The 13,313-nt window shown below is 68.2% G+C and carries 14 protein-coding genes; 7 read left to right on the forward strand and 7 right to left on the reverse strand.

Going from position 1 to position 13,313, the window contains the following annotated elements:
- Positions 1-176: 176 nt before the first annotated feature.
- Genes cofD through ACNQR1_RS28225 form a run of 4 tightly spaced genes read left to right on the forward strand, consistent with a single transcriptional unit; the run spans position 177 to position 3,903 of the window.
- Complete coding sequence (cofD, locus tag ACNQR1_RS28210) at positions 177-1,160, forward strand: 2-phospho-L-lactate transferase (RefSeq protein WP_418048890.1); 984 nt, start codon at positions 177-179, stop codon at positions 1,158-1,160.
- The gene (locus tag ACNQR1_RS28215; RefSeq protein ID WP_418048891.1) at positions 1,157-2,512 is read left to right on the forward strand and encodes a coenzyme F420-0:L-glutamate ligase; all 1,356 of its coding nucleotides are present in this window, start codon (positions 1,157-1,159) and stop codon (positions 2,510-2,512) included. Before cofD ends, ACNQR1_RS28215 begins: the two co-directional genes overlap by 4 nt.
- A gap of 32 nt (positions 2,513-2,544) precedes the next feature.
- Positions 2,545-3,057, forward strand: a complete 513-nt coding sequence (locus tag ACNQR1_RS28220; protein ID WP_418050540.1) for an NUDIX hydrolase — start codon at positions 2,545-2,547, stop codon at positions 3,055-3,057.
- A gap of 9 nt (positions 3,058-3,066) precedes the next feature.
- Positions 3,067-3,903 (forward strand): SDR family NAD(P)-dependent oxidoreductase, encoded by an 837-nt coding sequence (locus ACNQR1_RS28225; RefSeq protein ID WP_418048892.1) that lies wholly within the window; start codon positions 3,067-3,069, stop codon positions 3,901-3,903.
- On the opposite strand, the gene ACNQR1_RS28230 is transcribed toward ACNQR1_RS28225, so the two are convergent.
- The 4 genes from ACNQR1_RS28230 to rfbD all read right to left on the reverse strand — a co-directional run bounded on the left by ACNQR1_RS28230 (position 3,900) and on the right by rfbD (position 7,182).
- Positions 3,900-4,247, reverse strand: coding sequence for a DUF732 domain-containing protein (locus tag ACNQR1_RS28230; protein ID WP_418048893.1), 348 nt, complete (start codon positions 4,245-4,247; stop codon positions 3,900-3,902). The two genes, ACNQR1_RS28225 and ACNQR1_RS28230, sit on opposite strands and share 4 nt — an antisense overlap.
- A gap of 82 nt (positions 4,248-4,329) precedes the next feature.
- The gene (locus ACNQR1_RS28235; protein WP_273732691.1) at positions 4,330-5,409 is read right to left on the reverse strand and encodes an NDP-sugar synthase; all 1,080 of its coding nucleotides are present in this window, start codon (positions 5,407-5,409) and stop codon (positions 4,330-4,332) included.
- Position 5,410: 1 nt separating this feature from the next.
- Complete coding sequence (locus ACNQR1_RS28240) at positions 5,411-6,301, reverse strand: glycosyltransferase family 2 protein (protein ID WP_418048894.1); 891 nt, start codon at positions 6,299-6,301, stop codon at positions 5,411-5,413.
- Positions 6,298-7,182: a dTDP-4-dehydrorhamnose reductase gene (gene rfbD / locus ACNQR1_RS28245; RefSeq protein WP_418048895.1), complete on the reverse strand. Its 885-nt coding sequence runs from the start codon at positions 7,180-7,182 to the stop codon at positions 6,298-6,300. The genes ACNQR1_RS28240 and rfbD overlap by 4 nt, the downstream gene beginning before the upstream one ends.
- A 66-nt stretch (positions 7,183-7,248) precedes the next feature.
- Here rfbD and ACNQR1_RS28250 point away from each other — a divergent pair, with 66 nt between their 5' ends.
- Complete coding sequence (locus ACNQR1_RS28250) at positions 7,249-8,736, forward strand: LCP family protein (RefSeq protein ID WP_418048896.1); 1,488 nt, start codon at positions 7,249-7,251, stop codon at positions 8,734-8,736.
- 25 nt (positions 8,737-8,761) lie between these two features.
- Positions 8,762-9,466 carry a TIGR03089 family protein gene (locus tag ACNQR1_RS28255; protein ID WP_418048897.1) on the forward strand — a complete coding sequence of 235 codons (705 nt, stop codon included), beginning with the start codon at positions 8,762-8,764 and terminating at the stop codon, positions 9,464-9,466.
- 86 nt (positions 9,467-9,552) lie between these two features.
- On the opposite strand, the gene ACNQR1_RS28260 is transcribed toward ACNQR1_RS28255, so the two are convergent.
- Positions 9,553-10,722, reverse strand: coding sequence for an acyl-CoA dehydrogenase (locus ACNQR1_RS28260; RefSeq protein WP_418048898.1), 1,170 nt, complete (start codon positions 10,720-10,722; stop codon positions 9,553-9,555).
- Positions 10,723-10,857: 135 nt separating this feature from the next.
- Here ACNQR1_RS28260 and ACNQR1_RS28265 point away from each other — a divergent pair, with 135 nt between their 5' ends.
- Complete coding sequence (locus ACNQR1_RS28265) at positions 10,858-11,514, forward strand: TetR/AcrR family transcriptional regulator (protein WP_418048899.1); 657 nt, start codon at positions 10,858-10,860, stop codon at positions 11,512-11,514.
- Positions 11,515-11,527: 13 nt separating this feature from the next.
- Here the strand turns inward: ACNQR1_RS28265 and purE are convergent, their stop codons facing one another.
- Positions 11,528-12,040 (reverse strand): 5-(carboxyamino)imidazole ribonucleotide mutase, encoded by a 513-nt coding sequence (gene purE / locus ACNQR1_RS28270; protein WP_418048900.1) that lies wholly within the window; start codon positions 12,038-12,040, stop codon positions 11,528-11,530.
- Complete coding sequence (locus ACNQR1_RS28275; protein ID WP_418048901.1) at positions 12,033-13,304, reverse strand: 5-(carboxyamino)imidazole ribonucleotide synthase; 1,272 nt, start codon at positions 13,302-13,304, stop codon at positions 12,033-12,035. The genes purE and ACNQR1_RS28275 overlap by 8 nt, the downstream gene beginning before the upstream one ends.
- Positions 13,305-13,313: the final 9 nt, after the last annotated feature.

Consider the following 13,313-nt stretch of genomic DNA (forward strand, 5'->3'; position numbering starts at 1 on the left):
CCGACCGGGAAATGACACATCTGTGATTACACACGTGTTAGCTGCCAGGGTCAAGCGCCAGGGCGCGAATTCATACCATCTCGTAATGTCAAATCGGCGCGTCGCGACATCGGCGTGTCCTGCCCGTGACGACGTCGTTTCCATCCGCACGCTCTGAACGCCTAGGGTCGGACGTTGTGAAGATCACCGTTCTGGTCGGGGGCGTCGGAGGCGCCCGGTTTTTGCTGGGAGTGCAGCACCTGTTGGGCCTGGGCCAGTTTGCCGGGGGCGACAGCAAGCATGAACTCACCGCGATCGTGAACGTCGGTGACGACGCATGGATGCACGGCGTACGGATCTGTCCGGACCTCGACACCTGCATGTACACCCTCGGTGGCGGTATCGACCCCGCGCGCGGCTGGGGACACAAGGATGAGACCTGGCACGCCAAGGAAGAGCTGGCCGCATACGGAGTGCAACCCGACTGGTTCGGCCTGGGCGACCGCGACCTCGCCACCCATCTGGTCCGCACCCAGATGCTGCGCGCCGGCTACCCGCTGTCGCAGGTCACCGAGGCGCTGTGTAAGCGCTGGTCACCGGGGGCGCAGCTGTTGCCCGTCACCGACGACCGCAGCGAGACCCATGTGGTGATCACCGACCCCGCCGACGGCGAACGACGGGCCATCCATTTTCAGGAGTGGTGGGTGCGCCACCGCGCGCAGGTGCCCTCGCACAGCTTTGCGTTCGTCGGTGCGGAACAGGCAACCGCCGCGCCGGGCGTCGCCGAGGCGATCGCCGATGCCGACGTGGTGTTGCTGGCGCCGTCAAATCCGGTCGTGAGCATCGGACCGATCCTGCAGATCCCGGGAGTCCGGGGCGCGCTGCGCTCGACCGAGGCACCGGTGGTCGGCTATTCCCCGATCATCAACGGAAAGCCGTTGCGCGGCATGGCAGATGAGTGCCTTTCCATCATCGGCGTGGAATCCACCTCACAGGCCGTCGGTCAGCACTTCGGCGCCCGGTCGGGTACCGGAATCCTGGACGGCTGGTTGGTGCACGAAGGCGATGACGCCGAGATCGAGGGCGTGCGGGTGCGCGCCGTGCCACTGCTGATGACAGACCCGGCCACCACCGCCGAGATGGTGCGTGCCGGCCTGGATCTCGCCGGAGTCCAGTTGTGACCACCGATGCGAACACCGAGCACGGGTCGGCCGGCCGGGTCGAGATTCTGCCGGTACCAGGGCTTCCCGAGTTCCGGCCCGGAGATGACCTGGCCACCATTCTCGCCGAAGCGGCACCTTGGCTGCGCGACGGTGATGTACTGGTGGTCACCAGTAAGGTCCTCTCCAAGTGCGAGGGCCGCATCGTCACCGCTCCTTCCGATCCGGAAGAGCGGGATACCCTGCGGCGCAAGCTGATAGACAGTGAGGCGGTTCGCGTTTTGGCCCGCAAGGGCCGGACGCTGATCACCGAGAACGCCATCGGGCTGGTCCAGGCCGCCGCCGGCGTCGACGGCTCCAACGTCGACTCGAACGAGTTGGCGCTGCTGCCAGTCGATCCCGACGGCAGCGCGCGGACGCTACGGGCCGGCCTGCGTGAGCAACTCGGCGTCACCGTCGGCATCGTGATCACCGACACCATGGGCCGCGCGTGGCGCAACGGCCAGGCCGATTTCGCGATCGGCGCCTCCGGGCTCACCGTCCTGCACGGCTACGCCGGGGCCCGCGACCGGCACGGCAACGAGCTGTTGGTCACCGAGGTGGCCGTGGCCGACGAGATCGCGGCGGCAGCGGATCTGGTGAAGGGCAAGCTCACCGCGATCCCGGTCGCCGTCGTGCGCGGGCTGGAGCTGACCGACGACGGGTCGAACGCGGCCACGCTGCTGCGCTCCGGCGAGGACGATCTGTTCTGGCTCGGAACCGCCGAGTCGATCGAGCTGGGACGCAGCCAGGCTCAGCTGCTGCGCCGCTCGGTGCGCGCGTTCTCCGACGAGCCCGTCGACCACGCGCTCATCGAAGCCGCCGTCAGCGAGGCGCTCACGGCGCCCGCCCCGCACCACACCCGCCCGGTGCGCTTCGTGTGGGTGCAGGACAGCGCCACCCGGGTCCGGCTGCTGGACCGGATGAAGGACAAGTGGCGGGCCGATCTGACCGCCGACGGCCGAGACCCCGGGTCTGTCGAGCGCCGCGTGAACCGCGGCCAGATCCTGTATGACGCCCCGGAACTGGTGATTCCGTTCCTGGTTCCCGACGGCGCCCACAGCTATCCGGACGCGGACCGCACCCAGGCCGAGCACACCATGTTCACCGTTGCTGTGGGTGCCGCGGTGCAAGCCCTGCTGGTGGCACTGGCGGTGCGCGAGGTGGGCAGCTGCTGGATCGGCTCGACGATCTTCGCCGGCGATCTGGTGCGTGCCGAGCTCGACCTTCCCGCGGACTGGGAGCCGTTGGGCGCCATCGCGATCGGACACGCGGCCGATCCGCAGCCGCCGCGCGACCCGGTGCCCACCGACGGCCTGCTGGTCGTCAAGTGAGCGCCGAGAGCCTACATGCCTCCGCCGTCGAGATGCTGACGCGTTGGCAGACAGCCGATCCCGGTCAGGACACACTGCGGCACGCGGTGCTGTCGTTTCTGGCCGCCCGTCCCGATGCCTGCCTGCGCGCCTGCGTCCCCGGCCACATCACCGCTTCTGCACTGGTCGTCGACCACACCGGAACGCAGACACTGCTCACACTGCATCCACGCTTCGGCCGCTGGTTGCAGCTCGGCGGGCACTGTGAGGAATCGGATGCCGACATGCGTTCGGCCGCGCTGCGCGAGGCCACCGAGGAGTCCGGCATCACCGGCCTGACCATCGACCCGCAACTGGCGGCGCTGCACGTGCATCCGGTGACCTGCTCACTGGGAGTGCCGACCCGCCACCTCGACATGCAGTTCGTGGTGCGGGCCCCGGCGGGCGCCGAGATCGCTCGCAGCGACGAGTCTTTGGACCTACGCTGGTGGCCGCTGGATGCGCTGCCCGATGGCACCGACTTCGGCCTTCGACAACTCGCCGACTCTGTCACCGGTGCCGTCTAGTCTGGCCCGGTGAACCCGGACCACAGGACCATCGTCATCACCGGCGCCAGCGACGGCGTCGGCGCCGCAGCCGCCCGCCAGTTGAGCAGGCGCGGCGACAATGTCGTGGTGGTGGGCCGCTCGCCCGCCAAGACCGCGGCGGTGGCCGGTGCGCTCGGCGCCGACCACTTCGTTGCCGACTTCGCCGAACTCGGCCAGGTCCGAGACCTGGCCACCCAACTGCTGGACCGGTATCCGCGCATCGACGTGCTGGCCAACAACGCCGGCGGCCTCCTGGACCGAACCCGGCAGGAGACCGTCGACGGGTTCGAGAAGACCTTCCAGGTCAACCACCTAGCCCCGTTCCTGCTGACCACCCTGCTGCTGGATCGCCTGATCGAGGCCCAGGCATCGGTGATCAACACCTCCAGCGTCGGCAACCGACTGTTCGGCCACATCGACATCACCGACCTGAACCATGAACGCGGGTTCAAGGCGCAGAAGGCCTACGGCGACGCGAAACTGGCCAACATCCTGTTCACCAAGGAACTGCACCGCCGCCACCACTCGGATGGGATCTCCACGGCGGCGTTCCACCCGGGCTCGGTGGCCTCGAACTTCGGCGCGGAGGCCAACAACCCGGCGCTGGAACTCCTCTACCGCACACCGCTGAAGAAGCTCATCCTGATCAGCCCGGACAAGGGGGCAGATCAGTTGGTGTGGCTCGCCACGTCGACGCCGGGCACCGACTGGACCTCCGGGCAGTACTACGCCCGGCGCAAGCCCGGTCGGCCGAACAGGCAGGCCAACGATCCTGTTCTGGCACAACAACTCTGGGACCGAAGCCGGGAGATGGTCGGCGCCTAGCCCGGGGCTTGCGTACAGTACGCCCGGCGGGCAGCCCGCAACGCAACCGCGGTCTGCTGCGGTGTGGCCGCGTACTGGCCGGACATCTGGTCGATCACCGCCTGCGCCGGTGTCCCCGTGTAGAGCAGGCGGCACATCTCGCGGCCCACCAGCAGCAACTGGTCGTCATCACCCGGAAAGACTCCGCGTGTGGCCTTGAGATAGGTGGTGTCCTCCGCGGTCAGCGGCACCGGCCAAGCCGCTGCCGGAGGTGCGGTGAGCCCAAAAAGCGTCCCCAACACCGTCGCCGCCGCGATCGACGCCAATGCGTTGCGCCGTAGTCCGTTGATCAACCCGTCGAACATCGCCCTCCCCTTTCGCCCATCAAATCGTAAGGCTCAGGAAGGCCCGGCAAACACACTTTCTCAGCGCCGGGACGGCGCGACCTCAGACGTCGGTCGAGTACCGGATACCGCCGTCGGGAATGGCCACCCCCGGCCAGACCCTGGCACCGCGCAACAGTTCGCAGCGGGCACCGATGTCGGCCCCGTCGCCGATCACGCCGTCGCGGATCAGCGCCCGCGGGCCGATGCGGGCTCCGAAGCCGATGATCGAACGTTCGATCACCGCACCGGCTTCCACGCGCACGCCGTCGAAGATCACCGCACCGTCGAGACGTGCGCCCGCACCGATCTCGGCTCCGCGGCCCACCACGGTGCCGCCGATCAACAAGGCGCCCGGCGCAACCGCCGCACCTTCGTGGACCAGGGACTCGCCGCGCCGGCCGTTGAGCGCCGGCGACGGTGCGATGCCCCGGACCAGGTCGGCCGATCCGCGCACGAAATCGTCCGGTGTGCCCATGTCCCGCCAGTACGAGGCGTCGACGTACCCGCACATCTTCAGTCCGCGGGAGAGCACCTCGGGGAAGATCTCGCGCTCCACCGACAGCGCACGACCGCGCGGGATCTGGTCGATGACGTTGCGGTTGAACACATAACAGCCCGCATTGATCTGGTCGGTCGGCGGATCCTGGGTCTTCTCCAGGAAGGCGGTCACGAACCCGTCGGCATCGGTGGGCACACAGCCGAACGCACGGGGATCGCTGACCCGGACCAGGTGCAGCGTGACGTCGGCCTGGTGGGTGTCATGCGACTCCAGCACCGCGCCGAGGTCGGCGGCCGACAGCACGTCACCGTTGAACACCATGGCGGTGTCGTAGCGCAGCTTGTCCGCCACGTTGGCGATGGCGCCGCCAGTGCCGAGAGCCTCGGTCTCGGTGACGTATTCGATCTCGAGTCCGAGGTCGGAGCCGTTGCCGAACGCCTCCTCGAAAACCTCGGCCTTGTACGAGGTGCCCATCACCACGTGCTTGATGCCTGCCACGGAGATCCGCGCCAGCAGATGGGTGAGGAACGGGACGCCGGCCGTCGGCAGCATCGGCTTGGGCGCCGAGAGGGTCAACGGCCGCAGCCTGGTGCCTCGTCCACCGACGAGGACGACAGCGTCCACCTCCGCGGGATTGATCACGTCAGTGCCCTTTCGCCTGTTTACGTCGAGAACTACCGACCACCAGGCCCGCACGTGCTGCCAGCGCGGCCCGAATTGTCCACCGTAACGGCGCCTGCCAAGGCGCCGGGTATCGATCAGCCAAAAAAGTGTAGGTACTGCGGTGATGGGCGGCCAAGTTGCGTGCCGGATCGCGACCCGTGGAGTGCCCCTTGTGGTGCAACACCTCAGCCGACGGCACGTAGACGTTCTGCCAGCCGGCCTGGGCGATCCGGTCACCGAGGTCGACGTCTTCCATATACATGAAGTAGCGCTCGTCGAATCCGCCGACGGCGTCGAACGCGGCCCGGCGCATCAGCAGGCACGAGCCGGACAACCAGCCGACCTCGCGCTCACTGGGCTCCTGGCGGTCCTGGCGGTAGGCCGCGGTCCACGGATTCGATTTCCAGAACGGGCCGACGACGGCGTGCATGCCGCCGCGGACCAGGCTGGGCTGATGGCGGGCCGACGGGTAGACGGAACCGTCGGGGTCACGGACCAACGGTCCGAGTGCGCCGGCCCGCGGCCACCGCTGGGCCGCTTCGAGCAGGATGTCGATCGAGCGGGGGCCCCATTGCACGTCCGGGTTGGCGACGATAAAAAACTCCGAGCACTCCGCATCCGATATCCGCTCGGCGCCGCGGTTGACCGCGCTGCCGTAACCGAGGTTGCTGCCGGTGCGGAGCAGGTGCACGTTCGGGTAGCGCTTCTCCGCCTGTTCGGGTGCCCCGTCGGTCGAGCCGTTGTCGGCCATGACGACGGTCACCGGCCGGTCTGTGGCCAGGGCGAGCGACGCCAGGAAACGGTCCAGATGTCGCCCCGGCGAATACGTCACCGTCACCACGACGAGCGGGCGGGCCGCATCCTCAGTCACGGCGTAGAGGGTAGCGGGCCGGACGGGCGCTCTTTTCCAACCGCCGCTGCCAGGGCTTCTCGCCAATCCCGCAGGGGCGTCAGGCCGGCCTCGGCCGACCGGCGCGCGGACAGCGCCGTGTAGGCGGGCCGGGGCGCGGGCCGCGGGTGACGGTCACTCCCCACGGGCCGGACCCGCTCCGGGTCGGCACCGATGGCCGCGAAGGTCTCTCGCGCCTGGTCGAACCTGCTCGCAGCCCCGGCGTTGGCGGCATGCAACACGCCGGGCCGCACACCGCCGTCGGCGATCTGCAGCAACGCCGCCACCAGGTCACCGGTATAGGTGGGCGACCCGACCTGGTCGGCGACCACGTCGACCGCGCCGTCACCGGCCGCCAGCCGGCGCATGGTCGCCACGAAGTCGGTTCCGTCGCCGCCGCGGTACACCCAGGCGGTTCGGACGACGTACGCGTCGGGTTTGGCGGCCAGCACCGCCTGCTCCCCGGCCAGTTTGGTCCGGCCGTAGACGTTGACCGGTCCGGTCTGATCATCGATCTCATATGGGGTGCGACGTTGCGTGGAGGCGCCGAACACGTAGTCCGTGGAGATGTGAACCAGGCCGGCACCGGCCCGGGCACACACCGCGGCGAGGTTGCCAGGGCCGACGGCGTTGACGGCGTTGGCCCTGTCCTGGTCCGTCTCCGCGGTGTCGACCTGCGTGTACGCCGCACAGTTGATCACCACGTCGCCGGGCTCGACGAACCCGCGCACCGTGTCAACGTTGGTGATATCACATTCCGCAGAGCTCAGGGCCAGCACGTCACGACCCTCGCCACGGGCCTGATCAGCCAATACTCGGCCGACCATGCCGCCACCCCCGGTGATCACAATCCGTTGTGCCATGCGCCGAGTCTGGCACGCCGGTCTGCGTTACCCGGCTCACGTCCGAGCCGCAAGTAGCCTGGGCACGTGCCTTTCCCTGTCCTTCGCTCCCTCGCTGTCGCCACGGCGTCGGCCGTGGTGCTCGGAACCGGGGTGGCCTGGAGCCAGATCCGCTCCTTCGAATCCGGCATCAACCACATCAGCTCCGCGGCGCTCGGCGGCGGCGGTGAGGACGGCGCGATCGACATCCTGCTGGTGGGTATGGACAGTCGTACCGATGCCCACGGCAACCCGCTGTCGGCCGAGGAGCTGGAGACCCTGCGGGCCGGCGACGACGTCTCGACCAATACCGACACCATCATCCTGATCCGGATCCCGAACAACGGGAAGTCGGCCACCGCCATCTCCATCCCCCGCGATTCGTATGTCGAAGCGCCGGGCTGGGGGAAGATGAAGATCAACGGCGTGTTCGGGGACGTCAAGCTCGACCGGATGAAGCAGCTCGTCGAGGTCGAGGGCGAAGATCCCTCCGTCGCCGAGCCCAAGGCCACCGAGGCGGCCCGCGAGGAGCTGATCCAGACGGTCGCCTCGTTGACCGGCGTCACGGTCGACCACTACGCCGAGATCGGACTACTCGGCTTCGCGTTGATCACCGACGCCCTCGGTGGCGTCAATGTCTGCCTCAAAGATGCTGTCTACGAACCACTTTCGGGTGCCGATTTCCCCGCTGGCTGGCAGAAGCTCAGCGGCCCGCAGGCGCTGAGCTTCGTTCGGCAACGTCATGACCTGCCGCGCGGTGACCTCGACCGGGTGACCCGCCAGCAGTCGGTGATGGCCTCGCTGGCCCATGAGGTGATCTCCAGCAAGACGCTGTCCAGCCCGGGAACGCTGGGGCGGCTGCAGGATGCCGTGCAGCGCTCGGTGGTGATCTCCGACGGCTGGGACATCATGAATTTCGTCGAACAGCTGCAGAAGCTGGCGGCCGGAAGCGTGGCGTTCGCGACCATCCCGATCCTTCGTGAGGACGGCTGGAGCGACGACGGCATGCAGAGCGTGGTCCGGGTGGACCCCGACGAGGTCCACCAGTGGGTGTCGAGCCTGCTGCAGGACCAGGACGAGGGCAAGACCGAACAACTCAGCTACTCGCCGGAGAACACCACCGTCGAGGTGGTCAACGGCACCGACATCAACGGCCTGGCCGCCGCGGTGTCACAGGTACTGAGCAACAAGGGCTTCCTGCCCGGCGCCACCGGCAACCACGAGGGTGTCGCGCCGGCGTCCAGCCAGGTGCTGGCCGCCAAGAGTGACGACCTCGGCGCCCAGGCGGTGTCGAAGGATCTCGGCGGACTGCCGGTGAACGAAGATTCGTCGCTGCCTCCCGGCGCGGTGCGGGTGGTCCTGGCCGCCGATTACACCGGACCCGGCTCCGACGGCATGGATCCGACGGCCGGCGCGGGCATCGTGGACCCGGCGGCGGCCGGCGACACCTACAGCGATACCGGCGAACAGAGCCCACCGCCACCGCCGTCGCCGATCCTCAACGCGGGTTCCGACGATCCCAAGTGTGTGAACTGATCGTCCTCGAGTAGAACCAGAGGCTATGAGCACAGTCAGCGCTGCGGTCCTGGATCCCCTTTTGGCAGCCGACCCCGCCGGGCCGCGGATCACCTACTACGACGACGCCACCGGCGAGCGGATCGAGCTGTCGACGGTGACCATGGCCAACTGGGCCGCCAAGACCGCCAACCTGTTGCGCGACGAGATGGGTGCGGGCCCGGGCACGCGGGTGGCGGTGCTGCTGCCCGCGCACTGGCAGACCGCTGCGGTGTTGTTCGGGATCTGGTGGATCGGCGCCGAAGTCGTGCTGGACGGGGAAGCCGACATGGCCCTGTGCACCCGCGATCGGCTCGATGAGGCCGACGACGCGGTTTCGGGTGGCGAGGTCGCGGTGCTGTCGCTGGACCCGTTCGGCAAGCCGGCCGCGGATCTGCCCATCGGGGTCACCGACTACGCCACCGCGGTGCGGGTGCACGGCGACCAGATCGTGCCCGAGCGCGTGCCCGGCCCGGCCCTGGCCGGCGACTCGGTCGAGCAGGTTCTGGAGGCTGCCCGGAATGCCGCGGCCACACAGGGTTTCACCGCCGACGACCGCGTATTGTCCACCGCGGGCTGGGCCACCCCCGACGAGCTCATGGCGAATCTGATCGCGGTGTTCGCCGCCGGGGCATCACTCGTGCAGGTGACCAATCCCGATGCGGGCGCGCAGGAACGGCGCCGCACCACGGAGAAGGTCACCCGCGGCTAGCTCAGCGTGCCCCGAAAAGCCCAATGGCCAGTTATCGCACGGCCTTTCGATGAAAGCGTGCGCCAACTGGCCGCTGGGCGTCGAAATTACTTGAGCAGGGCGCGGCTCATGACCACGCGCTGAATCTGGTTGGTGCCCTCGTAGATCTGGGTGATCTTGGCGTCACGCATCATCCGCTCGACCGGGAAGTCCACGGTGTAGCCGGCGCCACCGAACAGCTGCACCGCATCGGTGGTGACCTCCATGGCCACATCGGAGGCAAAGCACTTGCTCGCCGCCGAGATGAACCCGAGGTTGGTCTCGCCACGCTCGGCGCGCGCCGCAGCGTGGTAGACCATCAGACGCGCAGCTTCCAGCTTCATCGCCATGTCGGCCAGCATGAACTGCACGGCCTGGAAATCGGCGATGGCAGTACCGAACTGCTTGCGGTCCTTGGTGTAGGCGATCGCCGCGTCCAGTGCGCCCTGGGCGACACCCACGGCCTGCGCGCCGATCGTCGGGCGGGTGTGATCCAGGGTCGCCAGTGCGGTCTTGAAACCGGTGCCGGGCTCGCCGATGATCCGGTCGCCCGGGATACGACAGTTCTCGAAGTACAGCTCGGTGGTCGGGCTGCCCTTGATGCCGAGCTTGCGCTCCTTGGGGCCGACGCTGAAGCCCTCGTCGTCCTTGTGCACGACGAATGCCGAGATGCCGTTGGCGCCCTTCTCGGGATCGGTCACCGCCATCACGGTGTACCAGGTCGACTTGCCGCCGTTGGTGATCCAGCACTTGGTGCCGTTGAGGATCCAGTCATCGCCGTCGGCCTTGGCGCGGGTGCGCATACCGGCGGCGTCGCTGCCCGCCTCGCGCTCACTCAGAGCGTAGGAGGCCATCGCCTCACCGGAGGCCAGCGACGGCAGCACCTGCTTCTTCAGCTCGTCGGAGCCGCGCAGGATCAGGCCCATCGTGCCCAGCTTGTTGACCGCCGGGATCAGCGAGGCCGAGCAGTCCACCCGGGCAACTTCCTCGATCACGATGCAGGCCGCGACCGAATCGGCACCCTGACCGTCGTACTCCTCCGGCACGTGAATCGCGTTGAAACCCGAGGCATTCAGGGCCTGCAGAGCTTCCTCCGGGAAGCGCGCGTTCTCGTCGACGTCGGCAGCGTGCGGGGCGATTTCCTTCTCCGCCAGCGCCCGGATCGCCGCACGAAGCTCCTGGTGCTCCTCGGGCAACTGAAACAAATCGAAAGATGGGTTACCGCCCCAGCCGGCCATGATCTTCTCCCTAGCTTTGCGCTCTTGGCTCTGTTGGATCAATCGTTGCGCGGACTGCACATCGAGTACATCGCCCTGCTACTTTTGGTACCCAGTACCATATCATCGGCACTCAGTACCACGAAAGGTGCAGCCATGCCCGACCTGCCAAGTACCCGGGAGCGCCTGGTGAGCGCGGCATTCGAGCTGTTCGAGGAGCGGGGGTACGAGGCCACCAGCGTCGATGACATCGCGACACGGGCGGGGGTGGGACGCACCACGGCGTTTCGCCAGTTCGGATCGAAAGAGGCGATGATCTTTCCCGATCACGAGACTCTGCTGCGCCGCGCCGACGAGAGGCTTTCGGCGACGCCGACAGAAACGCTGCCCGCCGAGGTCATCGCGGTGGCGACGACCTCGGTCTTCGAGAACTACCTCGCCGAGGGCGAGCGCGCCCGCACGCGCTATCGGCTCACCCGCTCGGTGCCTGCCCTCCGAGACTTCGAAACGGCCGTGGTGTCGCGATATGTGCGGCTGTTCACCAAGCATCTACGAACCGCACGGTCCGAGGATTGGACGGCGGACCTGCGCGCCGAACTGTTCGCCAACGCCGTGGTCGCCGCACACAACCATGTTCTGCGCCGATGGCTGCGCGGCGATGTGGCCAACCCGCGGTCGGACCTGGCCGAGGCGCTGGCCGCGACCTGGCCGATCTACCGGGGCGGCGGCGGCCGCACCGCCGTCGTGGTGATGTCGACCGATGAACCGGTCGAATCCCTGACACCCCGCATTCGCGAGCTGATCGGGGATTGACTCAGCCGGCGACTCAGGCGTCGCCCAGCAGGCGATCGCGCAATGCGGCGTCTTTCGCCAGCACCATGTTCTCCAGGTCGGCCTGGAATTTCACCATGCGGTCCCGCAGCGTGATGTCGGATGAACCGAGGATCCGCACGGCAAGCAAGCCCGCGTTCCGCGCTCCGCCGATGGAAACCGTCGCCACCGGCACCCCGGCCGGCATCTGCACGATCGACAGCAACGAGTCCATGCCGTCGAGGCGGGCCAGCGGCACCGGGACTCCGATGACGGGAAGCGGTGTGGCAGATGCCACCATGCCGGGCAGGTGGGCGGCGCCTCCCGCTCCGGCGATGATCACCTCGACGCCCCGGTCCGCGGCGGTCTTGGCGTAGTCGAGCATGCGTTGCGGGGTGCGATGCGCGGAGACCACACCGACCTCGAACGGCACCTCGAACTCGGCGAGCGCTTCGGCCGCGTCGGACATCACCGACCAGTCACTGTCGCTGCCCATGATGAGCCCGACCCGTGCTGATGCGTTACTCACCATGTTCATCCCATCCGTCGGTCCACTCGCCGTGCGACAACCAGTGCGCTGCCCGCACCGCACGCTCGCGAAGCTCGTCCATGTCGGTGCCGATGATGTTGACGTGCCCGAGCTTGCGTCCGGGCCGTTCCCCCTTGCCGTAGAGGTGCACCTTCGCGTCGGGAATCCGCGCGAACAGGTGGTGCATCCGCTCGTCCATCGACATCGTCGGCGTCTGCGGCGCCCCGAGCACGTTGGCCATCACGGCAGCAGGTGCGATGGCCGACGTGTCGCCCAGCGGGTAGTCCAGGACCGCCCGCAGATGCTGCTCGAACTGGCTGGTGACCGCGCCGTCCATCGTCCAGTGCCCGGAGTTGTGCGGACGCATGGCCAACTCGTTGACCAGCAGCGTGCCGTCGACCGTCTCGAACAGCTCGACCGCGAGTACCCCGACCACCCCCAGCTCGTTGGCCAGCCGCAGGCCGAGTTCCTGTGCGGCCGAACCGAGTTCCTGGGACAGGCCGGGCGCCGGGGCATACACCTCCACGCAGATGCCGTCGCGCTGGACGGTTTCCACGACCGGCCACGCCGCGCCCTGCCCGAACGGCGACCGGGCCACCAGGGCGGCGAGCTCCCGTCGCATCGCGACGCGCTCCTCGGCCAGCACGGCCACTCCGTCGGCCAGGTATCCGGCCACCACCTCGCGCGCGGCAGCGAGGTCGTCGGCCATCACCACACCCTTGCCGTCATAGCCGCCGCGCACGGTCTTGATCACCACCGGACCGTCGATCTGCCGCACGAATTCCTCGACGTCGGCCACCGAGGTGATCTCGGCGAAGCGCGGCACCGGGGCACCCATGCCGTGCAGCTTGCGGCGCATGAGCAGCTTGTCCTGGGCATGCACCAGCGCCTGCGGCGGCGGGTTGACCGTGACACCTTCGGCCACCAGCTTCTCCAGGTGCTCGGTCGGCACGTGCTCGTGGTCGAACGTCAACACCGTTGCGCCGTCGGCCGCCTTGCGCAGCGCGTCCAGGTCGGTGTGGGAACCGATGACGACGTCGGGGGTGACCTGCGCGGCGGATTCATCCGGCCCGGCGGACAGCACCCGCAGGGTCTGCCCGAGCGCGATGGCCGCCTGGTGCGTCATCCTCGCGAGCTGGCCGCCGCCGATCATCGCCACCACAGGGGATGCCCCGCTCACGGGGGAAGACGGCTTCTTGGGAGTTGTCGGCACGCCCTCTATGGTGTCATGCGCGGTTTGGTGTCCTCGTTGTGACCGGCTCATTGACCTGCG

It is taken from the genome of Mycobacterium sp. 48b, assembly GCF_048282725.1.
Lineage (GTDB): Bacteria > Actinomycetota > Actinomycetes > Mycobacteriales > Mycobacteriaceae > Mycobacterium.

Coding starts and splice junctions, on each gene's coding strand:
- ACNQR1_RS28230 (WP_418048893.1), bottom strand. CDS start 4,247: ATGTTCGACGGGTTGATCAACGGACTACGGCGCAACGCATTGGCGTCG.
- rfbD (WP_418048895.1), bottom strand. CDS start 7,182: ATGGCACAACGGATTGTGATCACCGGGGGTGGCGGCATGGTCGGCCGA.
- ACNQR1_RS28220 (WP_418050540.1), top strand. CDS start 2,545: ATGCTGACGCGTTGGCAGACAGCCGATCCCGGTCAGGACACACTGCGG.
- ACNQR1_RS28255 (WP_418048897.1), top strand. CDS start 8,762: ATGAGCACAGTCAGCGCTGCGGTCCTGGATCCCCTTTTGGCAGCCGAC.
- ACNQR1_RS28260 (WP_418048898.1), bottom strand. CDS start 10,722: ATGGCCGGCTGGGGCGGTAACCCATCTTTCGATTTGTTTCAGTTGCCC.
- ACNQR1_RS28275 (WP_418048901.1), bottom strand. CDS start 13,304: ATGAGCCGGTCACAACGAGGACACCAAACCGCGCATGACACCATAGAG.
- ACNQR1_RS28265 (WP_418048899.1), top strand. CDS start 10,858: ATGCCCGACCTGCCAAGTACCCGGGAGCGCCTGGTGAGCGCGGCATTC.